General features: G+C 54.6%; 20 protein-coding genes and 1 pseudogene. 15 read left to right on the top strand and 6 right to left on the bottom strand.

Annotation, left to right across the window (positions count from 1 at the left end):
- Positions 1–142: 142 nt before the first annotated feature.
- The 6 genes and pseudogenes from WN53_RS06220 to WN53_RS06245 form a co-directional block, all read left to right on the top strand.
- Positions 143–2,275, top strand: coding sequence for an intracellular growth attenuator family protein (locus tag WN53_RS06220; protein WP_024482745.1), 2,133 nt, complete (start codon positions 143–145; stop codon positions 2,273–2,275).
- A gap of 84 nt (positions 2,276–2,359) precedes the next feature.
- Positions 2,360–3,040: a GMP/IMP nucleotidase gene (gene yrfG, locus WN53_RS06225; RefSeq protein WP_024482746.1), complete on the top strand. Its 681-nt coding sequence runs from the start codon at positions 2,360–2,362 to the stop codon at positions 3,038–3,040.
- Positions 3,037–3,444, top strand: a complete 408-nt coding sequence (gene hslR / locus WN53_RS06230) for a ribosome-associated heat shock protein Hsp15 (RefSeq protein ID WP_024482747.1) — start codon at positions 3,037–3,039, stop codon at positions 3,442–3,444. Before yrfG ends, hslR begins: the two co-directional genes overlap by 4 nt.
- A 25-nt stretch (positions 3,445–3,469) precedes the next feature.
- Positions 3,470–4,348 (top strand): Hsp33 family molecular chaperone HslO, encoded by an 879-nt coding sequence (gene hslO / locus WN53_RS06235; RefSeq protein ID WP_024482748.1) that lies wholly within the window; start codon positions 3,470–3,472, stop codon positions 4,346–4,348.
- Between the two features lie 200 nt (positions 4,349–4,548).
- Positions 4,549–6,168, top strand: a complete 1,620-nt coding sequence (pckA, locus tag WN53_RS06240; protein WP_024482749.1) for a phosphoenolpyruvate carboxykinase (ATP) — start codon at positions 4,549–4,551, stop codon at positions 6,166–6,168.
- A 150-nt stretch (positions 6,169–6,318) separates the two neighbouring features.
- Positions 6,319–6,504 (top strand): annotated as a pseudogene (locus WN53_RS06245) (FitA-like ribbon-helix-helix domain-containing protein); the annotation flags it as partial.
- Positions 6,505–6,538: 34 nt separating this feature from the next.
- Here the strand turns inward: WN53_RS06245 and envZ are convergent.
- Positions 6,539–7,909, bottom strand: a complete 1,371-nt coding sequence (gene envZ, locus WN53_RS06250; protein ID WP_024482751.1) for a two-component system sensor histidine kinase EnvZ — start codon at positions 7,907–7,909, stop codon at positions 6,539–6,541.
- A complete protein-coding gene (gene ompR / locus WN53_RS06255; protein ID WP_004709363.1) occupies positions 7,906–8,625 on the bottom strand; it encodes an osmolarity response regulator transcription factor OmpR in 720 nt (239 codons plus the stop codon). Before ompR ends, envZ begins: the two co-directional genes overlap by 4 nt.
- Before the next feature lie 378 nt (positions 8,626–9,003).
- Here ompR and greB point away from each other — a divergent pair, with 378 nt between their 5' ends.
- From greB to WN53_RS06275, 4 genes are all read left to right on the top strand, one after another.
- The gene (gene greB / locus WN53_RS06260; RefSeq protein WP_021181715.1) at positions 9,004–9,486 is read left to right on the top strand and encodes a transcription elongation factor GreB; all 483 of its coding nucleotides are present in this window, start codon (positions 9,004–9,006) and stop codon (positions 9,484–9,486) included.
- A 125-nt stretch (positions 9,487–9,611) separates the two neighbouring features.
- Positions 9,612–11,942: a Tex family protein gene (locus tag WN53_RS06265; RefSeq protein ID WP_024482752.1), complete on the top strand. Its 2,331-nt coding sequence runs from the start codon at positions 9,612–9,614 to the stop codon at positions 11,940–11,942.
- A gap of 170 nt (positions 11,943–12,112) precedes the next feature.
- Positions 12,113–12,820: a DUF1266 domain-containing protein gene (locus tag WN53_RS06270; protein WP_024482753.1), complete on the top strand. Its 708-nt coding sequence runs from the start codon at positions 12,113–12,115 to the stop codon at positions 12,818–12,820.
- Positions 12,817–15,540 carry a DUF805 domain-containing protein gene (locus WN53_RS06275; RefSeq protein ID WP_024482754.1) on the top strand — a complete coding sequence of 908 codons (2,724 nt, stop codon included), beginning with the start codon at positions 12,817–12,819 and terminating at the stop codon, positions 15,538–15,540. The genes WN53_RS06270 and WN53_RS06275 overlap by 4 nt, the downstream gene beginning before the upstream one ends.
- 51 nt (positions 15,541–15,591) lie before the next feature.
- Here WN53_RS06275 and WN53_RS06280 read toward each other — a convergent pair whose 3' ends face one another.
- The gene (locus WN53_RS06280; RefSeq protein ID WP_024482755.1) at positions 15,592–17,283 is read right to left on the bottom strand and encodes a molecular chaperone HscC; all 1,692 of its coding nucleotides are present in this window, start codon (positions 17,281–17,283) and stop codon (positions 15,592–15,594) included.
- 44 nt (positions 17,284–17,327) lie between these two features.
- Positions 17,328–17,603 (bottom strand): hypothetical protein, encoded by a 276-nt coding sequence (locus WN53_RS06285; protein ID WP_024482756.1) that lies wholly within the window; start codon positions 17,601–17,603, stop codon positions 17,328–17,330.
- Between the two features lie 468 nt (positions 17,604–18,071).
- Here WN53_RS06285 and feoA point away from each other — a divergent pair, with 468 nt between their 5' ends.
- The 3 genes from feoA to WN53_RS06300 all read left to right on the top strand — a co-directional run bounded on the left by feoA (position 18,072) and on the right by WN53_RS06300 (position 20,923).
- Positions 18,072–18,296, top strand: coding sequence for a ferrous iron transporter A (gene feoA / locus WN53_RS06290; protein WP_024482757.1), 225 nt, complete (start codon positions 18,072–18,074; stop codon positions 18,294–18,296).
- A 75-nt stretch (positions 18,297–18,371) separates the two neighbouring features.
- Positions 18,372–20,684 carry a Fe(2+) transporter permease subunit FeoB gene (gene feoB, locus WN53_RS06295; protein WP_024482758.1) on the top strand — a complete coding sequence of 771 codons (2,313 nt, stop codon included), beginning with the start codon at positions 18,372–18,374 and terminating at the stop codon, positions 20,682–20,684.
- Entirely contained in the window at positions 20,684–20,923 is a 240-nt protein-coding gene (locus WN53_RS06300) for a FeoC-like transcriptional regulator (protein ID WP_024482759.1), read from the top strand. Before feoB ends, WN53_RS06300 begins: the two co-directional genes overlap by 1 nt.
- A 43-nt stretch (positions 20,924–20,966) precedes the next feature.
- Here the strand turns inward: WN53_RS06300 and WN53_RS06305 are convergent, their stop codons facing one another.
- Both WN53_RS06305 and bioH read right to left on the bottom strand, forming a co-directional pair.
- A complete protein-coding gene (locus tag WN53_RS06305; RefSeq protein ID WP_021181721.1) occupies positions 20,967–21,251 on the bottom strand; it encodes a YdgH/BhsA/McbA-like domain containing protein in 285 nt (94 codons plus the stop codon).
- Positions 21,252–21,551: 300 nt separating this feature from the next.
- Positions 21,552–22,322 carry a pimeloyl-ACP methyl ester esterase BioH gene (bioH, locus tag WN53_RS06310; RefSeq protein ID WP_024482760.1) on the bottom strand — a complete coding sequence of 257 codons (771 nt, stop codon included), beginning with the start codon at positions 22,320–22,322 and terminating at the stop codon, positions 21,552–21,554.
- 87 nt (positions 22,323–22,409) lie between these two features.
- Between bioH and gntX the strand changes: the two genes are divergently transcribed.
- Positions 22,410–23,093: a DNA utilization protein GntX gene (gene gntX / locus WN53_RS06315; RefSeq protein ID WP_037411211.1), complete on the top strand. Its 684-nt coding sequence runs from the start codon at positions 22,410–22,412 to the stop codon at positions 23,091–23,093.
- Positions 23,094–23,151: 58 nt separating this feature from the next.
- Positions 23,152–23,727, top strand: coding sequence for a Fe-S biogenesis protein NfuA (gene nfuA / locus WN53_RS06320; RefSeq protein WP_021181724.1), 576 nt, complete (start codon positions 23,152–23,154; stop codon positions 23,725–23,727).
- Positions 23,728–23,734: the final 7 nt, after the last annotated feature.

Here is a 23,734-nt window from a genome sequence, read left to right on the forward strand (position 1 = left end):
CGGTAAATGCCTAACGATAGCCACGAATGAGAGCCGGATAACAACTAATACGGTGGGTCATTCTATCTCTGGGCGGTTAACTCCGTATAATGTCTGGCTTTGCGTAAGATTGGCGGTTTCATGGGTGTAGGACGAGAATAGCATGAGCACAATAGCGTTGATATTGGCCTTAGCGCTAGCCTGCCTGATCGCTGCTGGCCTCTACTTGTGGTTTAAATTCCGCCCCCAGCCAGCCTTGGCAGGTATCCTGCCGTTCGTCAAACCTAACCACCGCAAACTGACCGCGCCAGAGCGGGCAGCTATCGAGAATTACCTCAACCAACAGAACCACCTGGGCAACAAACTGCTGTCGGGTTCCACTTCCCTGCCTTCTGCCAGGCTGGCGTTGACCGCACAGAGCGACAACGTTTACCCGATCACCCATGCCATCACCCGCTATGGTCTGGCCAGCGATGAACCCAACAACTGGCGCTACTACCTCGACTCGGAAGAGATCCATCTTCCTCCGTTTTGGGAGCAGTACATCAGCGCCGATAACCATGTCGAAGTGATCAAAACCCAGACGCTACCGCTGGTGATCTCACTCAATGGCCATTCGCTGCTGGATCATATTTACGACAGCCCACCTTCGCCGGTAGTGACTACAACCCCGACAAGGAACGCCTCCATCCGCAAAGAAGAGAGCGAACATATTGAGTTGGTGAACATTCGCAAGGAAACCCGCGAGGAACATGAGCTTAACCGGCCGAACGGCGTCAAGGAAGCGGCCCTCATCTCTGCTGCCCTACTGCTGCTGTTCCTTAGCCTGATCAGTCCGGTGGTAGTGATCCCCTGGATCATTCTGGTGGCGGTGCTGATGATCGTCTGGGGCTGCTGGCATCTGTTGCGCCGCCCGAGCGAAAAAGAGCTGAAAGAGGTGCACTGTCTGCGCGGCACGCCAAAGCGCTGGGGGTTATTCGGTGAGTCCAATCAGGGGCAAATCAGTAATATCTCTTTTGGCATTATCGATTTGATCTACCCCCCGCACTGGCTGCCTTACCTGAATGCGGACCTGGGTAAAACCACCAATGTGGATATCTACCTCAACCGGCAGGTGGTACGTCAGGGGCACTATCTTTCCCTGCATGACGAAGTGAAGAACTTCCCCTTGCAGCATTGGGGCAAGAACGCCGTATTAGCGGCCAGTTCGCTCGTGGTGCTGTTGTTACTGTTAATCTACATTCCACTCAGCCTACCCGCTAAATTGAGCACCGCGTGGTTACAGGGCACACAGAAGACGGAAGTCACCAGCGTTCAGGCGCTGGAGGCCATTCCACTGCATATCGGCGATAGGCTGAAAATTCAGGGTAACGGCATGTGCTTCGTTCCTTCGGGCAACAACAGCGCCACTGCGCCAAGCTTTATGCCTTTCGATTGTTCGGGGATTTACTGGAATACGGCTACCCCGCTGCCACAGCCTGAATCGGAAGTGATCGATAAAGCTGCCGCGCTGATGGCCACCATCAACCGGCAACTGCACCCAAGCGGTGCCGAGCAGAAAGTGAACCCGCAATTGGCCAGTGCCATTGAAAAGTCAGGCATGATCCTGCTGGATGACTTTGCGGATATCGTATTGAAAACGCAGGACCTGTGTGGCACGGAGGCCGACTGTGTGCGCTTGAAGAACGCATTGGTCAATCTGGGCAACGTCAAGAACTGGGCCAACCTGGTGAAACGGGCCAAATCCGGGGCGCTGGAAGGCGTTAACGTTCTGCTCCGTCCGGTCAGTGCTGAATCGCTGGAAAACCTGAGTAACGCGGCTACCTCTGCCTTTGTGGTGCGGGAAACCCGTCAGGCCGCTGCGGCCCTCAACAGCCCACCGCCGGGCGGTTTTTTGATTACCAGTGACGAAGGCAAGCAGTTGGTGGATTATCCCTTGCCCACACAACCGCTGAACGAATACAACTCACTCGACCAATGGAAAGAGCTACAGCGTCTTAGCAGCATGTTGCTACATACGCCGTTCCGGGCAAACGGGGTGATCACCAATATCTTTGTCGATGCCAACGGCACTCGGCATATCGCCCTGCATAGTGAACCGGATATCGTGACCCTGTGGCGCTATCTTGGCACCAGCCTGCTGTTGCTGGTGTTGGTCGTCGTGCTGGGTTACAACTCCTGGCGGCTGGTGCAACGCAGGCGCAAAAACCAACATCGCCTCGCCGATATCCAGCGCTATTACGACAGCTGCTTCAACCCGCAGCTCACCCCGATATCCATACGCCCGATGGCGTAGCCTCCGCCCTGCCATCCGCCTATACTAGGCTGTATGTTTTTTATCATCCGCGGGATACCGCTATCCCGCCTATGGAGTTGGTTCATGGTTCCTGAGTTTGATTGGCACGATATTGATACCGTACTGCTGGATATGGACGGCACCCTGCTGGATCTGGAATTCGACAGCCATTTTTGGCTAACGCTGGTACCGCAGGCGTTAAGTGAGCAACGGGCCATTCCCTTCGACGACGCCAGCAAAATCATTCACCAGGAATACCTGGCCGTGCAACACACCATGAACTGGTATTGCTTTGATTACTGGAGTGAACGCCTCGGGCTGGATATCTACCAAATGACCAGCGAAGTCGGCAACCGCGCTCGGCTGCGTGAAGATACCCAGCCGTTTTTGCAGGCGTTACGCGATGCCGGGCAGCGCACCATCCTGCTCACCAACGCGCATCCACACAGTCTGGCGGTGAAGGTTGAGCACACCGGTTTGGATCGACACCTTGATTTATTACTTTCCACCCACACATTTGGTTATCCAAAGGAAGATCAGCGTCTGTGGCAGGCCGTGCAGCAGCAAACCGGCTTTGACCCGCAGCGCACGCTGTTTGTGGATGATGGTGAACCCATTCTGGATGCCGCAAGCAAGTTTGGTATCCGCTACTGCCTTGGCGTGCAGAACCCGGATTCCAGCATGGCGAGTAAAACTTTCCAGCGTTATCCGTCGATGAGCGACTACCGCCAGTTGATACCGGCCTTGGAACGGAGGGAGCAATGAAAGCCAAAGCAACACCGGATGAGGCCGTCCGCCTGGATAAATGGCTGTGGGCCGCCCGATTTTACAAAACCCGCGCACTGGCCCGTGACATGATCGACGGCGGCAAGGTGCACTACAACGGGCAGCGCGGCAAGCCGAGTAAAGCCGTTGAAATCAATGCCGAAATCAAGCTGCGTCAGGGCAACGACGAACGCATTGTCATCGTGCTGGCCATCAATAGCCAACGGCGTGGAGCCGATGAGGCGCAGCTGATGTATCAGGAAACCGAGGCCAGCATTGCCAACCGCGAGAAAGTGGCGCTGGCACGCAAGATGAATGCGCTGACCATGCCGCATCCGGATCGTCGTCCGGACAAGAAAGAGCGGCGCGATTTGATTAAATTTAAATTTGGCGAGCAGGAATAATCCCTCGCCTCAAAGAGAGAAAACTATGTCCAACCATGACCAATTGCACCGTTACCTGTTCGAAAACTACGCGGTGCGCGGTGAGCTGGTTACCGTCAGCGAAACCTATCAGCACATCCTGACCAACCATGATTATCCGGCACCGGTACAAAAACTGCTGGGCGAGTTGCTGGTCGCCACCAGCCTGCTGACCGCCACGCTGAAGTTCGACGGTGACATTACCGTTCAGGTGCAAGGTGACGGCCCGCTGAAACTGGCAGTGATCAACGGCAACAATCGCCAAGAAATGCGTGGTGTAGCCCGTGTCGAAGGCGAGATTGTGGCCGACAGCACCCTGCACCAGATGCTGGGTAACGGCATTATGGTGATCACCATCAGCCCGTCTGAAGGTGAACGCTATCAGGGCGTGGTAGGTCTGGAAGGTGAAACGCTGGCCCAGTGCCTGGAAGGGTATTTCCGCCAGTCCGAGCAGCTGCCAACGCGCCTGTTTATCCGCACCGGCGAAGCCGAAGGCAAGCCAGCGGCTGCCGGCATGTTGCTGCAGGTGCTGCCAGCTCAGGACGGCAATGCCGATGATTTCGACCATCTGGTACAGCTGACCGCCACCATCAAGGATCACGAGCTGTTCACCCTGCCGGCCAACGAAGTACTGTATCGCCTCTATCATCAGGAAGAGGTTACGCTGTACGAACCCCAGGACGTGATCTTCCGCTGCACCTGTTCACGCCAACGCTGTGCCGATGCCTTGATCACGCTGCCAACGGAAGAAGTGGCCGATATGCTGGAACAGGATGGCAACATCGATATGCACTGTGATTACTGTGGTAATCATTATGTATTCGATGCGTTAGACATCGCCGCCCTTCACAACGGCAATGCCGACAGCAGCACCCAACTGCATTAAGCAACACCGCGGTGTGACGTGCGTCGAGTTGTGACGCACGTCAGGCCCCACCGTTTGCACGCTTGCTTTATTCCGTGGTCTACATCTCATAACGTAACTAAAAAACGTTTAATACGTTAAATATTTGATACCTATCGCGGTTACATCTCCATGGATCCCTACAATTGTCGCCAGAAATTCTGTGATCAAGGAGTAGTGACATGCGTGTTAATGGTATAACCCACCAGGATCTTGCCGCTTATGGAATTCATAACGTTGGTGAAATCGTTCACAATCCGAGTTATGAATTACTGTTTAAGGAAGAAACGGACCCTTCACTGCAAGGGTTTGAGCGTGGTGTAGTAACCAATCTGGGTGCCGTTGCCGTCGATACCGGCATCTTCACCGGCCGTTCGCCAAAAGATAAGTACATCGTTCGTGACGATATCACCCGGGACACCGTCTGGTGGGCCGATCAAGGTAAAGGCAAAAACGATAACAAACCTCTCAGCCCTGAAGTCTGGGCAGATTTGAAAAAACTGGTCACCGAGCAGCTTTCCGGCAAGCGCCTGTTCGTGGTCGATACCTTCTGCGGTGCTAACGCAGATTCCCGCCTGAAAGTCCGCTTTATCACAGAAGTGGCCTGGCAAGCGCATTTCGTCAAAAACATGTTTATCCGCCCGAGCGATGAAGAACTGCAAGGCTTTGAGCCTGATTTCGTGGTGATGAACGGCGCCAAGTGCACCAACCCGAACTGGCAGCAGCAGGGAATGAACTCGGAAAACTTCGTGGCATTCAACCTGACCGAGCGTATGCAGCTGATCGGCGGCACCTGGTACGGCGGCGAAATGAAAAAGGGTATGTTCTCCATCATGAACTACCTGCTGCCGCTTAAAGGCATTGCCTCCATGCACTGCTCGGCCAACGTGGGCGAGAAAGGCGACGTGGCAGTGTTCTTCGGCCTGTCCGGCACCGGTAAAACCACGCTGTCCACCGATCCGAAACGCCAACTGATTGGCGATGACGAACACGGCTGGGATGACGATGGCGTCTTCAACTTCGAAGGCGGCTGCTACGCCAAGACCATCAAGCTGTCGGAAGAAGCCGAGCCAGATATCTATCACGCCATCAAGCGTGATGCGCTGCTGGAAAACGTCACCGTCCTGGCCGACGGTACCGTGGACTTCAACGACGGATCGAAAACCGAGAACACCCGCGTTTCCTATCCGATCTACCACATCCACAACATCGTCAAGCCGGTATCCAAAGCGGGCCACGCTACCAAGGTGATCTTCCTGACTGCGGACGCCTTCGGCGTACTGCCGCCGGTATCACGCCTGACGGCCAACCAGACCCAGTACCACTTCCTGTCCGGTTTCACCGCCAAGCTGGCCGGTACCGAGCGCGGCGTTACCGAGCCAACGCCAACCTTCTCTGCCTGCTTTGGCGCGGCATTCCTGTCACTGCACCCAACCCAGTATGCAGAAGTGCTGGTCAAGCGCATGCAGGCAGCCGGAGCCCAGGCTTACCTGGTCAATACCGGCTGGAACGGCACCGGTAAGCGTATCTCGATCAAAGACACCCGCGGCATTATCGACGCCATCCTCAATGGTGAAATCGATAAGGCAGAAACCATCACGCTGCCAATCTTCGATCTGTCGATGCCAACTGCCCTGCCAGGCGTTGATCCGGCCATCCTCGACCCACGTGCCACCTATGCCAGCATAGAGCAGTGGGAAGAGAAGGCGCACGATCTGGCGAACCGCTTTATCACCAACTTCGACAAATACACCGATACCCCGGCAGGCGCTGCACTGGTCAGCTCGGGTCCGAAACTGTAATAGCGTTGATTACCCCCTAAGAAAAGGCGCGGAATTCCGCGCCTTTTCTATTTGTGGCTGATTTGCACTTGAGGTTGGTTTGAATTCGTGGCTGACTTGCACTTGTGGTCAATTTGTAGGGGCGCCGCATGCTGCGCCCGTTGGAGGTTGGAGGAGGCACATATGGACTTGAAACAAACGTTACTGAAGAAGCTACCGCGTTATGGATTGGGAACCTGGATGCATCAACACTTTGCCGAATTAGGCGGCGTCGAGTTGAAAATCCCGCCGCGCGGGGAGAAACCACCGCGCGATGTCACCTTTGGCGATGAAGATGAAGGAAACACGAAACCCTGACCAGGCCACAATGCTGCGGCCTTAAGTCAGGATATCAGGCGTTCTCTTTGGCTGGCGGATTCCCGCTGGAAGTTTCTTTCTTCTCGATCGGTATTGGGAGATAGGCTCGGATACGCAGCCCACCGCGCTCGCTAGTGCCGATATCCAGCACGCCAGCATGAGCGTCAATGATGCGCTGCACGATCGCCAACCCTAACCCGGTGCCGCTGGTGCTACGCGCACTGTCGCCGCGCACAAAGGGTTGGAACAGATGCTTCAGCTCTTCCGGCTTGATACCGGGGCCATCATCCTCCACCTGGAACCAGCCGCGCTGCAGTTCTCGACCGCTGCTGACCTTGATCCAGCCGTTGCCATAGCGCGCCGCATTCACCACCATGTTCACCACCGCACGTTTGATCGAGAGCGGATGCACATTCACCATCAGCTCACCCGGCAGAATATCGGTTTCAATCACCCGTTCGTAGCCACTTTCTGTCGCCACCACTTCGCCCAGAATGGAATTTAAATCGCAAATTTCGGTTTGCATCTCCTGGCCGGTACGCAGGTAATCAATAAACTGTTCGATGATGGCATTACATTCTTCGATATCTTTATTGATCGACTCCGCCAGATAACCGTCTTGCTCGCTCATCATTTCCGTCGCCAGACGGATACGCGTCAGCGGCGTGCGCAAGTCATGACTGACCCCCGCCATCAGCAGCGTGCGATCGTCGGCCAGTAACTTCACCCCAGAGGCCATCTGGTTGAAGGCCCGGGTTACCGAGCGCACCTCAGAGGCACCATACTCACGTAGCGGCGGCGGAATAATGCCTTTGCCTACCTGTAAAGCAGCATGCTCAAGCTCCACCAGAGGGCGGTTCTGAATGCGGATAAACAGCCAGGCGCCGCCTATCGCCAGCAACATAATCGCCAGGGTGTAGCGGAATAGCGGCGAGAAATCGCCTTGATGGATTTCGGTCAGCGGGACGCGCACCCAGATATCCGGCTGCAACCAGGTTTTCAGCCAGACCACCGGGGAGTTTTTGTTCACCTCGACGCGGACATCGGTCGGGCCACCCAGTTGCTGCGCCATCTGCTGGCTAAGGAATTGGTAGTGTTGCGCCCAGCGCAGGCCGCTCTCTTCCGCAGCCGCGTTGGTATAAAGCGAAATGCCCAGCTCGCGGTAGATCTCGCGGCGGAACGCTGGCGGCACCTCCAGCAAGGTACCGTCCTCCAGTTGCAGCCGATCGGTCATCAGCATACGAACTTCGTACGCCAATACCTTATTGAACTGCTGCAGACTGGGCAGGATGGCGAAGTTAAGCACCACCAGATAGGTCGTCACCAGGCTGACAAACAGCAAGGTGACGATCAACAGCAAAGTTCGGGCAAACGAGCTACGCGGTGAAAAGCGTAATCTCCTCATGCCTTACTGCCGTCCGGGACGAAAACGTAGCCAAGACCCCAAACGGTCTGGATATAGCGTGGATGTGCCGGATCTTCTTCGACCATGCGGCGCAGGCGCGAGATTTGCACGTCGATGGAACGCTCCATCGCACTGTATTCGCGGCCACGGGCCAGGTTCATCAGCTTATCACGCGACAACGGTTCACGTGGGTGGCTGACCAAGGCTTTCAGCACGGCGAACTCACCGCTGGTTAATGGCATAGGTTCATCTTCACGGAACATCTCGCGCGTGCCGAGGTTCAGTTTGAATTTACCAAAGGCGATCACCGCCTCTTCCTGAGAAGGCGCACCCGGCAGTTCGTTGGCCTGGCGGCGCAGCACGGCACGGATACGAGCCAGCAGTTCACGCGGGTTGAACGGCTTAGGGATATAGTCATCGGCACCGATTTCCAGCCCGACGATACGGTCCACTTCTTCACCCTTGGCGGTCACCATAATGATCGGCATCGGGTTGCTTTGACTGCGCAGGCGACGGCAAATGGACAGCCCGTCTTCACCCGGCAACATCAGGTCTAATACCATCAGATGGAAAGACTCACGCGTCAGCAAACGATCCATTTGCTCAGCGTTGGCAACGCTGCGAACCTGGAAGCCCTGTTCGGTTAAGTAACGCTCTAAAAGCGCACGCAGGCGCATGTCATCATCGACGACCAGAATCTTGTGATTCTCTTGCATTGTCTGACTCCCAAAGGCTGTATTGCCTGATTCTAGACTGTGGCCCGCACTTATGCATTGGCACCGCTGGCGGCTATTTGGCAACAGCCTCGTATTGTTCAAAAACTCCATCATTACTGACAGCGTTTAATGGTATATATTCTAGACGAAATTGTTACAAAGCTTATTCTTTTGCCCAAATATCAACAATTTTCACTTAAACCGGAGCCGCAGATCGGTAAAAAACTTCCCGCTGCGTATGATGTACACTCTTGGCAGAAAACCGCAAGACTGGCGAATTGGCAGTGTACCTCAGGTTTATAAAAAAAACGCCAACGGATATGGTGGCCGCTTTATGCGAGAATGCCCACTGCTCCTGTGATTCGATGATGGATGACAATGAAAACATTGCTGATCACCCGTGAGGGTTACAACAAGCTCAAAAAAGAACTGGATTTCCTGTGGCGTGAAGACCGCCCGGAAGTGACCAAGAAAGTCACCTGGGCCGCCAGCCTGGGCGACCGTAGTGAAAATGCCGATTACCAATACAATAAAAAGCGGCTGCGTGAGATCGATCGCCGGGTGCGTTATCTCACCAAGTGCCTTGAGCAGCTGAAAATTGTCGATTATTCGCCACAACAGGCGGGCAAGGTGTTCTTTGGTGCCTGGGTAGAGATCGAGAATGACGATGGTGATACCAAACGCTTTCGCATCGTGGGTTACGACGAAATCTTTGGCCGTAAAGATTACATCTCCATCGACTCACCAATGGCTCGCGCCTTGCTGAAAAAAGAGGTAGGGGATACGGCTACGGTTGAGACCCCGGCAGGTATTGCCTACTGGACGGTCAACGAGATCGAATATATCAAAGACGAAGAATAGTTGAGACCGTAGGGGCGCTGCATGCTGCGCCCGTCAAAACCTCGGCCCTCTGGACTGGCATTTTCCCCCTGCAAAACGTATAACTATCCCCCTATCGATTATCGCTGCTAACAGATACCTGACTTATGACTGATCCACTGAGCCGCATTATTGCAACCGAACTGCAGGCCCGCCCGGAGCAAGTTGACTCCGCCATCCGTCTGCTGGATGAAGGTAATACCGTGCCGTTTATCGCACGCTATCGTAAGGAAGTCACCGGGGGCCTGGATGATACCCAACTGCGTCAGTTGGAGACTCGTCTGGGCTATCTGCGTGAACTGGAAGATCGCCGCCAAACCATCCTCAAGTCCATTGAAGATCAGGGTAAACTGACCGAACAGTTGGCGGGGGCAATCAACGCCACACAAAGCAAAACCGAACTCGAAGACCTTTACCTGCCCTACAAACCGAAACGCCGCACCCGTGGGCAGATCGCTATTGAAGCCGGTCTGGAGCCGCTGGCAGACTCCCTGTGGCAAGATCCGCAACAGCAGCCAGAACAGTTGGCCGAAGGATTTGTCGATGCCGAGAAAGGCGTGGCAGACGTCAAAGCGGCGCTGGACGGCGCACGCTACATCCTGATGGAACGCTTTGCCGAAGACGCGACCCTACTGGCCAAGGTGCGTGACTACCTGTGGAAAAACGCCCATCTGGTGTCCAAGGTTGTCGAGGGTAAAGAAGAGGAAGGCGCGAAATTCCGCGACTACTTCGATCACCACGAACCAATTGCGCAAGTGCCTTCACACCGTGCGCTGGCAATGTTCCGTGGCCGCAATGAAGGCGTGCTGCAACTGGCGCTGAACGCCGATCCGCAGTTTGAAGAAACCCCGCGTGAAAGCCAGGGCGAGCTGATTATCACCAACCATCTCAACCTGCGCCTGAACAACGCGCCGGCAGATGCCTGGCGTAAATCCGTGGTTAACTGGACGTGGCGCATCAAGGTGTTGCTGCATCTGGAAACCGAGCTGATGAGCACCCTGCGTGAGCGTGCGGAAGACGAAGCGATCAACGTTTTCGCCCGCAACATGCACGATCTGCTGATGGCAGCCCCGGCCGGTATGCGCGCTACCATGGGCCTGGATCCTGGCCTGCGCACTGGCGTTAAAGTGGCGGTGGTGGATGCTACCGGCAAGCTGGTTGCCACCGATACCGTTTATCCGCACACCGGGCAGGCAGCCAAAGCCGCTGCGGTCGTTGCCGCGTTGTGCATCAAACACAAGGTTGAGCTGGTTGCCATCGGTAACGGCACCGCATCACGCGAGACCGAGCGTTTCTTTGCCGAGCTGCAACAGCAGTTCCCGGACGTTAAAGCCCAGAAAGTGATCGTCAGCGAGGCCGGAGCTTCGGTGTATTCCGCTTCCGAGCTGGCCGCGTTGGAGTTCCCGAACCTGGACGTTTCGCTGCGCGGTGCGGTTTCCATCGCCCGCCGTCTGCAAGATCCACTGGCCGAACTGGTTAAGATCGATCCGAAATCTATCGGCGTGGGCCAATACCAACACGACGTCAGCCAAAGCCAGTTAGCCAAGAAGCTGGACTCGGTAGTGGAAGACTGTGTGAACGCCGTTGGCGTTGACCTGAACACCGCCTCTGTGCCGCTGCTGACCCGCGTAGCTGGCCTGACGCGCATGATGGCGCAAAATATCGTCACCTGGCGTGATGAGAATGGCCGCTTCAGCAACCGTGAACAACTGCTGAAAGTGAGCCGTTTGGGGCCAAAAGCCTTCGAGCAGTGCGCGGGCTTCCTGCGTATCAACCACGGCGATAACCCGCTGGATGCCTCAACCGTTCACCCGGAAACCTACCCGGTGGTGGAACGCATTCTGGCCGCGACCCGCCAGGCTCTGCAAGATTTGATGGGCAACCCGAGCGCGGTACGCAGCCTGAAAGCCAGCGACTTTACCGATGAGAAATTCGGCGTACCGACGGTCACCGACATCCTGAAAGAGCTGGAAAAACCGGGCCGTGATCCGCGCCCGGAATTCAAAACGGCTACCTTCGCCGAAGGGGTGGAAACCCTCAACGACCTGCAGGTGGGCATGATCCTGGAAGGCTCGGTCACCAACGTCACCAACTTTGGTGCCTTTGTTGATATCGGCGTCCATCAGGATGGCCTGGTGCATATCTCGTCATTGGCGGACAAGTTCGTTGAAGATCCGCATACCGTGGTGAAAGCCGGCGATATCGTCAAGGTGAAGGTGATGGAGGTCGATCTGCAGCGTAAGCGTATCGCACTGAGCATGCGCCTGGATGAGCAGCCGGGTGAAGGTTCACCACGCCGTGGCGGGGGCAATAATAACGCTCCAGCTCGCGATAAAAACTCACGCCCTGCAGCCAATAAGCCTAAACCACGCAACAGCACCCCGGCAGGTAACAGCGCCATGGGTGACGCGCTGGCCGCTGCATTTGGCAAGAAATAATGAGCTGAGGGGATAAACCCTTATCCCCTCCTTCGGCTGTCTCTTGGACAAACCTCCTGTTCAAGAGACATCGCTGGCTTATAGATCGTCTCTCCGTTCGGGCCCCTACCTGACTTAATCGGCAGGCCGCTGATGCCGATATAAAACAGGGATTTATTGGAACTTGATTGATGGAACAACACTATCAGCATTGGCTAATGGCTCTTTCCGCTCCCATGGTGGCGCTGAATGCAGATAACGGCCCAACCTTTGATTCACCCAAATTTTATCCCTTCGAGACGACCGTCGATTTGACCGATAGCTGGGGGATCGCCTCGCGTTCTGAAGTGATAAACATGATAATTCGCATGGCGGATGGAGGACATGCGAGAGATCTGGCGCACCACTATTTTCTCTGGCATCGCCTCAGCCCGACCCAATGGCAGGAACGTGTAGAGCAAAATTCAGCGGAAGAACAGGTGTTGATGCAAATAGTCGCTGATACGGCGGTTATTTGTGGTGATGGTGGGATCCATTCCTGGGACCTTGGGCGAATGGGATTTCTTTGTCGCATTGCTCTGCTTAATGGCTGGTTTACCGCCGAGGAAAACCTGTGGTTCCATACTCGGCTAGCATTGCGTGCACGCCACTATTACGCCAATTGGGAGAGCTATTTCGCCGCGTTTTTCGTTGGCCGAGCCTATTGGCAATCATTAAATCAGGAGACCCCTGAGCAACAGCAATATGCTTTTTGCCATTACAGTGGAACGAAAAACTATATTCAGATGCAACAGCACCTCTATTGCCAAGACGATAGCCCTCTTAAACATCTGGCCTGGCATATTGACTGCCATGAAATGGATAAACCGGCATCCCTGGAAGAGGTTGACTGGTCATGAATCAACGTTGCTGGCAAATATTAGGCATTGAGCCAACGGACGATCAGCAGGCCATTCGCGCCGCCTATCGCAGTAAGCTCCCCGACCATCATCCTGAAAATGACCCGAGCGGGTTTCAGTTATTACGTCAGGCTTTTGAGCACGCGCGAAAACTGGCCGAGACCCCGTTTATGCTGCGTTCTGCACACAGTGCTGAAGATGACGGTCCTCATGATGAGGGAACAACTCAACTCGAACAGGCCCCCGAGCCGCCGCCATCCGCTGCAGAATCATTATTCGAGAGCATGCTGGCCCAATTCGACGCTCTGTTGAATACCCCGGAAACGCGTTATCAGCCACAAAGCTGGCATCGCTATATCGCTCAGTTGGATCAGTACGATATTGCGCTCATTGATCGGCTGCGCTGGCATCTGCTCGATCGGGTTTACCACTCAGCATGTATCTCCACCGACTGCGTCAGACTATTAGCAGACCGTTTGAACTGGCGGCATCGCCTGAATGAACTGGAGCAGGACGACGCGGCCAGGATGGATGATTATTTAGACTATATCGCCCGCGCCGATATCTTCGATCTTTCCACACTGTCGTCAATCAGTCTGCCTGCTCAAGTAGAAACCGTTGCCTTCTTCCGCCATGCGTATCATCTGTACTGGAATGAGCCAGAGTGGATGCTGCGTTTACTGCTGAGTAATCCATCAGTGATTTACTGGCCTGATTGCCCACGGTTGATGAAACAGCTGGCGCAATGGTACAGCCTGGCAGAAGTTCCCAGCGAAACGTTGCGGGATCACTGTTTGGCACAGCTGGAGCTGGACGCAGAGAATAGCGATTGGTTGTACCTGGCTGCCAGGCATTGTGCTTTGCTGCAGGATAATCAGCGGGCGTTTGATTATTGGCTACAGCTATATCGGTTAGAGCAGCATGCGCAGGCCGAGCAAGGGTTATTGGATTGGTGCCGTGAACAACATCCAGCTTATCTACCGCTGTTGATCCAGGCTTTTGATCGGCCGGTTTACCCTGCGGCGGCAGGGATAGCGGCAGATGATGAGATGCAGGATTACCTGACCCCGACCCAAACGGTACAGACTTTGGTACGCTGGGGAGAGGCCGCTCAGTTAAACTGGGCAGAAGTGCCGATTGCCCAGGCTTATATCTATTGGAAATCCGGTAACGGTCATGTCGGTGTGATGTATGACCAGCTAATGCTTGATGATGGTTCCGACCCTCTGCGATTACTCTACCGCCACGCCTGCATGCTAACCTTGGGTAATGAAGGCCTGTTGCAGCAAATTATTGACCAACCCACACCGGCCGCTCCCCTAGAGGCCCTGATCCTGCAAGGGCTGCAATCTCAGGCGGCACAGCGGCTGGCATGGTTGAATGATTCGAGCGTCATTGCCAACTTCATTCAGTGGCTGGATGGCCCAATTGACCACCAGCTGCCAGAGAGATACACCGATACTGACTCCGCCAGCTGGCATCAAGCCGTCTTCTGGCTGCGGCAATGGCGTTACCTGTCACCAGCACGATTGAACCGCTTGTATCAGGAGCCGGCGTTTAGTACACAGCTTGGCACCATCAATGACTGGTTGAATTATTTAGCTGCCGTGGACCAGATTGAGATCCCACCGTTTAGCGACGCTACCGCACCCTGGGATCAATACCGGCAAACCTGTTTACTGGTGCTATTACTCAACGGGGCGGCCGGGCATATCGATACTGTCCGTCAGATAAACCACTTAACGCTCAGTGAACAACATCCCGTCTACGAACTGTACCCATTAATCCGGCAACTCGACCCGGCAAAGGGTGACCTGGTCTGGCAGCTCGAGCAACAACTGAGGTTGGATAACCGTCTGCACTACCTTTGCTGGTTGGAATTACCCGTATCTATTAACCCGTTTTTGCTCCGCGTACAGAGCCAGTCAGAGCTGTGCAACTGCACTAATGTCGATCATTTCTATCATCGTGTTGCCAGTTGGCCTGATGAGATAGAACAGGCTCCGATAGCCGAGCAAGCCTTGCTTCACGCATTTTTACTGCGCCATGGCGACCAGTCAATACAGGACAGAAGCCGGGAGGCGCTTGAACGGTTAGACTGCGGCAATCAGGGGGAAGCGGAGCTACGGCAGGCATTGCTTAACGGTAAAAAGCCCAAAGCCCTGGGGAACTCAACGCTGTTTGCCCGGGACTCATTGCTGACCAAAATAGCTCAGGTTGGCTATCGCCTGTATGACTACGATTGGGATAAGTTGGATCAAGATGAACGTCAGCAGCTGATGGCCTGCCTGGCAGATAACCGCCTCTCCCCCATTCTGCGATTGAATGCCGGGTTATTAGTGCAGCTATCGGAGCAGCGCGTCATTGAAAAACAGCGTGCGAAAGAGCAAAGACCAGACACTCGCTTCTGGCAGTTCTGGCAATTTGACCGACGCATCAACCGCCTGGGGCTGCTGGCTCAGCTGACGCTAGTACCGCTGGTGATGGTTGCGGTTTACCTACTGTTCATCAACGTGCTTTCGGCCTGGGTCATTATCGGGTTACTACTGCTCAATACGTTCAGCGCACTGCTGCGGCGCAGTCATGATTTAAACCGTAAATACCCGGTCTTTGAAGCGGTGTTGCTGATATGCATGCCCTATCTGATCCTGCTGTATCTGCTGCTCCCCGGCGTGAAGCACGCGAACCAATATGGCCCGCAGCCAGGAGAAAAACGCTGAGGATTGTGGCTTGAGGAACTGCCCCCAACGTTTTATGGGGGCAGTTGACGTTCAAAAACTCATCTCGTCCAGAAAACGTTCCAGCCGCAGGCGTATGGGCTGGATTTTTTGCTCCTGCTGGCTAACCAACACCGCTTCAAACTCCTGCAACCACAAACCGATCTGCATACGCTCATCCCCCAGTGACTGCGCCCAGGCTTTTTCCAGCCGAGCTTGCAAGGTACGGTTAGACAGCGTATCGCGTGGATGCACTTTTAGCTCCTGCAAACGCTGCTGACTTTGTTTTCGCTGTTCTGGGCTCAGACCAATGGGGCTGTGGTCGATCACTTTTGAGAAGGAGTCACCACTGTCTGGCAGATGGACATCAACCTCTAACAGCCCATTGATATCGTAACTGAAACGAACGTCCAGTGATTGAATATGGCCGTTAGGTTTTACCGGCACGGTAAACTCATCCACCAGGATATTGTTGTCAACATGTGGGCTTTCACCCTGATAGATCGCTATCCGGATCGCCTTTTGCTCCACATGCGTCGTGGTGAAGCTTTCAACCCGTGAAGTCGGGACCACGGTATTACGTTCCAGGATCGGTGAGAAAATCCCATGCCGATCCGCATTCGAGGTAGCGATGCCCAGCGTATAGGGGCAGACATCCGTCAGGATCACTTCGTCGATATTCTGATCGCGCAGGCGGCAGGCGGCATGTACTGCGGCACCTAGCGCTACGATGGTTCTGGGATCGAGGTGCTGATGCGGCAACTGACCAAATAGCTTCACCACCAGTTTTTGGATGGTGTTCAGCTTAGTGGCTCCGCCGACCAATACCAGGTGATCCATCTGCTGCGGTTGCAAACGAGCATCGTGCAACACCTGTTCAATCGGTGCGCGCAGGCGATTAAGCAGTGGCAACCAGATCTCCCCTGCTTTACGTTCATCCAGCTCTATTTCCCATTGCCGATCCTGCCATTGCCAATGCAGCTGATGCGAGCCCTGTTGCTGATTAAGTTGGCATTTCCACTGCTCGACGCAATCATACAACCGTGCCATATCATGGGGCGCGATCTGCGAGGCGTTCAGTTGCCATTCGTTGAGGCAGGCTTTAATGATTGCCTGGGTAAAATCTTCACCGCCAAGATAGTTATCCCCCGCAGAAGCGTGCACCTCAATCAGCGGCAGATCATATTCCAATACCGTGACGTCAAAAGTGCCTCCACCCAGGTCAAACACCAAAGTACGGCCAACCCCCTGGGTGTGCAGGCCATAAGCCATCGAAGCCGCAGTCGGTTCATTAATCAGCCGCACCGCATTTAAACCGGCCAGCTCAGCGGCAAAACGGGTCTGCTTGCGTTGCTCATCGCTAAAATAGGCAGGTACCGAAATCACCACGTCGCGGATCGGCTGGCCAAGAAAACTCTCTGCGTCTGATTTCAGCGATTTCAGCACGATCGCCGATAGCTCTGGGGCGTCAAACGTCTGTTGATCCAGTTTGAATTTCTTCTTGCTGCCCATGTAACGTTTAAACAACGCTGCCGTCTTTTGTGGGTGGGTCGTCAGGCGAGATAACGCAGAGCGGCCAACCAATATTGACCCATCTTCATCAATGCTGACGACCGAGGGGGTAAGAAATTCATTGAGCGCGTTGGGGATTAAGCGCGACTCCCCGTCTTGCCAGACACTGATCAGGCTATTGGTGGTGCCTAAATCGATGCCGATTGCCGGGGTAGCGTCATGCTGCTGTAACATCGTCCTGACCTCGTAGAGAAGGATACTTGTCGCGCCTGGCGCTTCTAGTAGAGCGGAATTGTGCGCGACAACGTAGTCCATGATGGGGTTTTTATATCGTTTGATATTAGCATGATGGTATTAGGTAGCTCATCGCCATGGAATTTATTTGCTTGAAAGTCATGTTCAACTTTAGTAGAAAAATTTAGCCAGTTGCTCGTTCCCCTGGCTTTCATCTTTTCTAGCGCCACTGGTTGCGGCAGCCCGACAATTTTGACCTGCCGCAATAAAATGGCGATTTTTTTGTCACCCTGTTTCGCGTCATCGCTTTCAGCCCCCATACCGGTAAAAATGCCCCGTTGTTAACACCCTTATTAACACCGCCCTTTCAGGACGTCGATTGTGCCGTAAACACAAATACTTACCCCTCTCATTTACAGCAGGCGATGTTGCCAGATCTGCGCCATAAAACGTTCAGCCACGCTAATAGAGCTACAACTGTTTCATCACTGCAAGAAAATGCACAAATTTGCAACTTAATTAACCTTTTGCGCTCATTTGCAGTGCGTTTGGCTTAATGCTAAAACTAAGGCTGGCAAGGCGTCCATTGCAGATGTGACAATACTTACAATTGCCCATACATTCCGTATTGAATACGATAATTGTTATCACTATGATTCTGCGTATTCCTTGCTCTGCTTCATAACTCGGCGCTTCTGGCCCCATTCATCTTTTCGCAAGTTGTCTGGGTAGCAAATGGTCTGAAGGTGGCATTCCTGTGGGAATTCCCAACTCATTGAGAAGGCAATATGCAGCTGCTTCCTAAACATACCTATAAAATCACCGGCTTCTCCAGCGAGATTAGCCCGGCCTACCGCCAGAAATTGCTGTCGCTTGGCATGCTGCCCGGCTCGCAGTTTGACGTAGTCCGCGTGGCACCGCTTGGTGACCCGATAGAAATAAAGACTCGCCGCGTTAGCCTGGTACTGCGGAAAAAAGATTTAGACCTGATCCTGCTAGATAGCCAACCGTAACGCGCTGTCCCCGCCTCAGGCAGTTGCCGTGTGCAAACGCGGCCGATACTTAATTTACTGATATCACGTTGGTTTATGAAAAAAATCACTATTGGCTTAATCGGTAACCCGAACTCGGGCAAGACGACGCTGTTCAACCAGCTCACCGGGTCGCGCCAGCGGGTCGGTAACTGGGCTGGGGTGACGGTTGAGCGTAAAGAAGGCCAGTTCACGACGCCGCAGTCACAGGTCACGCTGGTGGATTTACCTGGCACCTACTCACTCACCACCATCTCCGAACAAACCTCGCTGGATGAGCAGATCGCCTGTCATTACATCCTGAGCGGTGATGCGGATATGCTGATCAACGTGGTCGATGCCTCCAACCTGGAACGCAACCTCTACCTGACGCTGCAACTGCTGGAGCTGGGTATTCCGTGCATCGTGGCCTTGAACATGCAAGATATTGCCAAGAGCCAGAATATTGAGATCGATGTCGCCGCCCTGGCCGAGCGCCTTGGCTGTCCGGTGGTATCCATGGTTTCTACCAAGGCCGACGGCATTGGCCTGCTGAAACAGACCATCGATAATCATCGCTTCAACCAGTTAAAAGCGCTGGTGGCCTATCCGCCGCTGCTGCTAGACGAAATCACTACGCTGACCGAGGCCATGCCTCAACAATTGCCCACCGAACAGCGGCGCTGGTTGGCTCTGCAAATGCTGGAGGGCGACATCTACAGCCATCAGTTGGCCGGGAAAGCCACCGAGCTGCTGGCACATTCCAGGTTAGCGCTGCAACAGCAGCAGCAGGAAGATCCCGCGCTGGTGATTGCCGATGCCCGCTACCAGTCGATCGCCACTATCTGCGATGCGGTCAGCAACGCCAAACTGGCGTTGCCAAACCGCCTGACGGAGGTGCTGGATCGGGTGATCCTCAACCGCTGGCTGGGGGTGCCAATCTTCCTGCTGGTGATGTACATCATGTTCGTATTGGCGATCAACATCGGCGGCGCACTGCAACCAATCTTCGATCTCGGTTCGGCGGCCATCTTTATTCAGGGCATCCAGTGGGTCGGTTATACCCTGCATTTCCCGCAGTGGCTGACCGTCTTCCTGGCGCAGGGCGTGGGCGGCGGTATCAATACCGTGCTGCCACTGGTTCCCCAGATCGGCATGATGTATCTGTTCCTGTCATTCCTGGAAGACTCCGGCTATATGGCTCGTGCGGCATTTGTCATGGACCGCCTGATGCAGGCGCTCGGGTTGCCGGGTAAATCCTTTGTGCCGCTGATCGTCGGCTTTGGCTGTAACGTGCCGTCCATTATGGGCGCACGCACCTTGGATGCCCCACGTGAACGCCTGATCACCATCATGATGGCCCCCTTTATGTCCTGCGGCGCGCGTTTGGCAATCTTTGCCGTATTTGCGGCGGCCTTCTTCGGCCAGGATGGCGCGGGCGTGGTGTTCTCGCTGTATATGCTCGGCATCGTGGTGGCGATCCTCACCGGTCTGGTGCTGAAATACACCATTATGCGCGGCGAAGCATCGCCGTTCGTTATGGAGCTGCCGGTTTATCACGTGCCGCATCTGAAAAGCCTGCTGCTGCAAACCTGGCAACGCCTGAAGGGCTTCGTATTACGCGCCGGGAAAGTGATCGTGATTGCCAGCATCTTTATTGGCGGCTTGAACAGCTTCTCGTTCAGCGGCCAGCCGGTAGACAGCATCAATGATTCAGCGCTGGCCTCAGTCTCCAAGGTGCTGACTCCGCTGTTGCAACCCATGGGCGTACACAGTGATAACTGGCAGGCAACCGTCGGGCTGGTGACGGGGGCGATGGCCAAAGAAGTGGTGGTCGGGACGCTCAACACGCTGTACACCGCAGAGAACATCACCAATGAGCACTTCGATGCCGCCAACTTCAATCTGCTTGATGAACTCGGTGCCGCCGTCAATGAAACCTGGCAGGGCCTGAAGAACACCTTCAGCCTGAGCGTACTCTCCAACCCTATCGAAGCCAGCAAGGGTGATGGTGAGATGGGCGTGGGCTCGATGGGCGTCATGAGTAGCAAATTTGGCACTTCAATCTCAGCCTACAGCTATCTGATTTTCGTGTTGCTGTACGTTCCCTGCGTCTCGGTGATGGGAGCCATTGCACGTGAGTCCAGCCGTGGTTGGATGACCTTCTCCATCCTGTGGGGGCTGAACGTGGCCTATTCGCTGGCAACGCTGTTCTATCAGTTCGCGACCTTCAGCCAACATCCGCAATACAGCGCGACGGCGATCCTGATCGTGCTTCTGTTCAATGCGCTGGTGCTATTGGGCTTGCGCAAGGCACGGAGCCGCGTAACGATCCGTTTGCGTAGCGCCACCTCGGCGTCCTGTTGTCAAAGTTCGGGTGACTGCCACTAATGGCCAGCCTGCTGCAAATCCGTGATGCGCTTGCCCTACGGGGCAGCGCTCAGGCACAACAGCTGAGTCAACAGTTGGCAACACCCTTGCCATTGGTAGAGGCAATGCTGCAACGTTTGGCCGCGATGGGGAAAGTTGAACGTATTGAGCTCGATAGCAGTGAATGCCTGAGTGGCAGTTGCAAAAGTTGTCCGGAAGGGCTGGCTTGTCAAACGGTGATTTATCGTTTGAAGGAGTGAATACAGGGGCGCAATAGTTTGCCTGCGCCCCCGCACTTGAAGATTATTGCTTGTCTTTATACACGTCAGCTACGGCGCTGAACTTGCCATGCTCACGGGCAGCCAGCACGACATAATATTGGCCCCCTTTCTCATCGGCCAGTTTGGACAATTCATCTTTCAAGTCCATAGGATCGGTGGCTTGCGCAGTTGAAGACACGGTGCCAATTTTCTCATACTTGCCTGGGTTCTTATCCAGCTCGTCCTTAGTTAGCAAGGTTGCAGCCATCGAACCGAAAGACACTGAACCTACAATCAACGCCGCAACGATCATCTTCAATGATTTCATGACAATACCTCTCAATGGATAAATTGGATTTTTATGAAAGCGACTAACAACAAATGCGTCATCGAGCTTGGCTACTGCGACGTCTAACAGCTTCGTTGCTTTCCCTGACGAAGCTCCCTCTGCCCAGAAACAAATCGCCAAGGTGAAGATTGATAAGCCCATATTCACCTTGTAGCCACGCATTTACCCCTTCAAGTATCGAACAGGTTTAGTTTTTATCCACTTATTGGTTGAAAATTTACCGCCGTTTTGTGCTTTTATAATCTGTAATCAATGAGATATCGCCGCAAGACCGCGCCATTACTCGGTTGCAACAAATTGATTAATAATGTTAGCGAATACTTCGGGGTGAGAGATAAACGGCGCATGGGCCGCTTTGGCGATCACCTCAGAGGTGGAGTTCGGCCACAATTCGTCCAGCAGGCTAGCCACTTTGCGCGGCACCAGCCCGTCAAGGTAACCATAAATACGCAGTACCGGCATCGTCAGTGTCGCCATTGATTGGCGTTGATCCACCGTACGTAGCATCTCCAGGCCGCCGTTAAGCACCTCAACACCCGGCATCGGCTGGTTGAGCACCACGGTTTTCAACTGGCGCGCATCCTGGCGAGCGCTTTCCGTGCCCAATGTTTGCAACGCGAGGAAGCGCTCCACGGTGCGCTGGAAATCATGGCTGAGCTGCTGCTGGAAGCCACTGAGCACCTCCGGGCGGATCCCCGGCCACGGCTCGTGCGCCGTAAAGCAGGGCGAAGAAGCCACGGTGATCAGTCCGGTTACCCGCTCAGGCTGCATAAGGGCGATCTGCCCGGCTACCAGCCCACCAAGGGACCACCCCAGCCAATAAGCCTGCTTGGGTGCGGCGGCCAGCAGTATCTCCGCCATCTCCGTTAACGAGACGGCACCATAGCCCTGGCTGCGGCCATAGCCAGGCAAGTCCACCAGGTGTAGGCGAAAATGCGGAGCCAATCGCTCCAACGTGCAACCCCAGACCTCGGCATTCAGTCCCCATCCGTGCAGCAGCACAAGATCGCGATCGCCTTCACCTAAGGTTTGCCAATACAGCTCTGTCATCAGTTATTGTCCTTACTCGTCGCCTTCCAAGCGGTAGTGTTTTGCACGACTCGAAATTCATAGAGTATTAAAAAGGGGGTGGTGACTATGCTACCAATCCACAGCCGCTGTTGGCTATGCCGGCAACCATTACGGCTGATGCAGCAGGGCATCTGCAGCTACTGCCTGCGTACGTTGCCCGCCAAACCTTGTTGCTGCCCAGTTTGCGGTTTGCCCAGTGGCGATCCCCATCAGCCTTGCGGACGATGTCTGCAAAAGGCGCCCCCTTGGCAAGCTTTGGTATTTGTTGCGGATTATCGCCCGCCCATCAGCACCTTGGTGAAAAATTTCAAATTCCAGCAGACACCCGCACTGGCTCCCACTCTGGCTCGTTTGATCCTGTTGCATTGGCTGCAAGCGCACCGAGAGCAACATCTGAACAGACCGGAGGTGATTTTAGCGGTACCCTTGCAGGATAAACGCTGCTGGCGGCGTGGCTATAACCAAAGCGAGCTGTTGGCCCTGCCACTGGCCCGCTGGTTGGGCTGCGAATATCGCCCTGCGGCATTACGCCGCATCAGGGCAACCGCGCCACAACAGAAATTGATAGCGCGCCTACGGCGGCGTAATCTGCGTGGTGCTTTCAGTTGTGATGAGAACCTGGCAGGGAAGCATGTGGCATTGCTGGATGATGTGGTTACCACTGGCAGCACCATGGCAGAAATCGCTACACTATTACAGAAGCAAGGCGTCGCATCGTTGCAGATTTGGTGCGTTTGCCGCACGTTGTAGTACCACGGCAATGGGCGTATTATAACCTACTATAGAAGTCAACTATTGAGCTAATGCTATGATCCGTATAACAGATGCTGCACAGGAACACTTTGCCAAGCTGTTGGCAAGCCAAGAAGAAGGCACCCAAATCCGCGTATTCGTGATCAATCCGGGTACGCCGACGGCCGAATGCGGTGTCTCTTATTGCCCGCCAGACGCGGTGGAAGCGACAGATACCGAACTCAAGTTCGAAAAGCTGTCCGCTTACGTCGATGAGCTGAGCGCGCCTTATCTGGACGACGCTGAAATCGACTTCGTCACCGATCAGCTCGGCTCACAGCTGACGCTGAAAGCGCCGAACGCCAAAATGCGCAAAGTGGACGACAATGCGCCACTGATGGAGCGCGTAGAATACGTGCTGCAATCGCAGATCAACCCGCAGCTGGCTGGCCACGGTGGCCGTGTGACGCTGATGGAAATCACCGACGACGCGCTGGCCATCCTGCAGTTCGGCGGCGGTTGCAACGGTTGTTCAATGGTCGACGTCACGCTGAAGGAAGGGATCGAGAAAGAGCTGCTGCAAAAGTTCCCGGAACTGAAAGGCGTGCGCGATCTCACCGAGCACCAGCGCGGTGAACACTCCTACTACTGATAACTAT

It is taken from the genome of Serratia fonticola (assembly GCF_001006005.1).
In the GTDB taxonomy this organism is placed as follows: Bacteria; Pseudomonadota; Gammaproteobacteria; order Enterobacterales; family Enterobacteriaceae; genus Chania; species Chania fonticola.

Bases quoted from the DNA above. Each gene is read 5' to 3' on its own strand.
- WN53_RS06265 (WP_024482752.1), top strand. From the start codon at position 9,612: ATGACTGATCCACTGAGCCGCATTATTGCAACCGAACTGCAGGCCCGC.
- WN53_RS06300 (WP_024482759.1), top strand. From the start codon at position 20,684: ATGGCCAGCCTGCTGCAAATCCGTGATGCGCTTGCCCTACGGGGCAGC.
- pckA (WP_024482749.1), top strand. From the start codon at position 4,549: ATGCGTGTTAATGGTATAACCCACCAGGATCTTGCCGCTTATGGAATT.
- yrfG (WP_024482746.1), top strand. From the start codon at position 2,360: ATGGTTCCTGAGTTTGATTGGCACGATATTGATACCGTACTGCTGGAT.
- feoA (WP_024482757.1), top strand. From the start codon at position 18,072: ATGCAGCTGCTTCCTAAACATACCTATAAAATCACCGGCTTCTCCAGC.
- envZ (WP_024482751.1), bottom strand. From the start codon at position 7,909: ATGAGGAGATTACGCTTTTCACCGCGTAGCTCGTTTGCCCGAACTTTG.
- nfuA (WP_021181724.1), top strand. From the start codon at position 23,152: ATGATCCGTATAACAGATGCTGCACAGGAACACTTTGCCAAGCTGTTG.
- WN53_RS06275 (WP_024482754.1), top strand. From the start codon at position 12,817: ATGAATCAACGTTGCTGGCAAATATTAGGCATTGAGCCAACGGACGAT.
- WN53_RS06270 (WP_024482753.1), top strand. From the start codon at position 12,113: ATGGAACAACACTATCAGCATTGGCTAATGGCTCTTTCCGCTCCCATG.
- hslO (WP_024482748.1), top strand. From the start codon at position 3,470: ATGTCCAACCATGACCAATTGCACCGTTACCTGTTCGAAAACTACGCG.
- WN53_RS06305 (WP_021181721.1), bottom strand. From the start codon at position 21,251: ATGAAATCATTGAAGATGATCGTTGCGGCGTTGATTGTAGGTTCAGTG.
- ompR (WP_004709363.1), bottom strand. From the start codon at position 8,625: ATGCAAGAGAATCACAAGATTCTGGTCGTCGATGATGACATGCGCCTG.
- feoB (WP_024482758.1), top strand. From the start codon at position 18,372: ATGAAAAAAATCACTATTGGCTTAATCGGTAACCCGAACTCGGGCAAG.
- WN53_RS06280 (WP_024482755.1), bottom strand. From the start codon at position 17,283: ATGTTACAGCAGCATGACGCTACCCCGGCAATCGGCATCGATTTAGGC.
- greB (WP_021181715.1), top strand. From the start codon at position 9,004: ATGAAAACATTGCTGATCACCCGTGAGGGTTACAACAAGCTCAAAAAA.
- bioH (WP_024482760.1), bottom strand. From the start codon at position 22,322: ATGACAGAGCTGTATTGGCAAACCTTAGGTGAAGGCGATCGCGATCTT.
- hslR (WP_024482747.1), top strand. From the start codon at position 3,037: ATGAAAGCCAAAGCAACACCGGATGAGGCCGTCCGCCTGGATAAATGG.
- gntX (WP_037411211.1), top strand. From the start codon at position 22,410: ATGCTACCAATCCACAGCCGCTGTTGGCTATGCCGGCAACCATTACGG.
- WN53_RS06285 (WP_024482756.1), bottom strand. From the start codon at position 17,603: ATGGGGGCTGAAAGCGATGACGCGAAACAGGGTGACAAAAAAATCGCC.
- WN53_RS06220 (WP_024482745.1), top strand. From the start codon at position 143: ATGAGCACAATAGCGTTGATATTGGCCTTAGCGCTAGCCTGCCTGATC.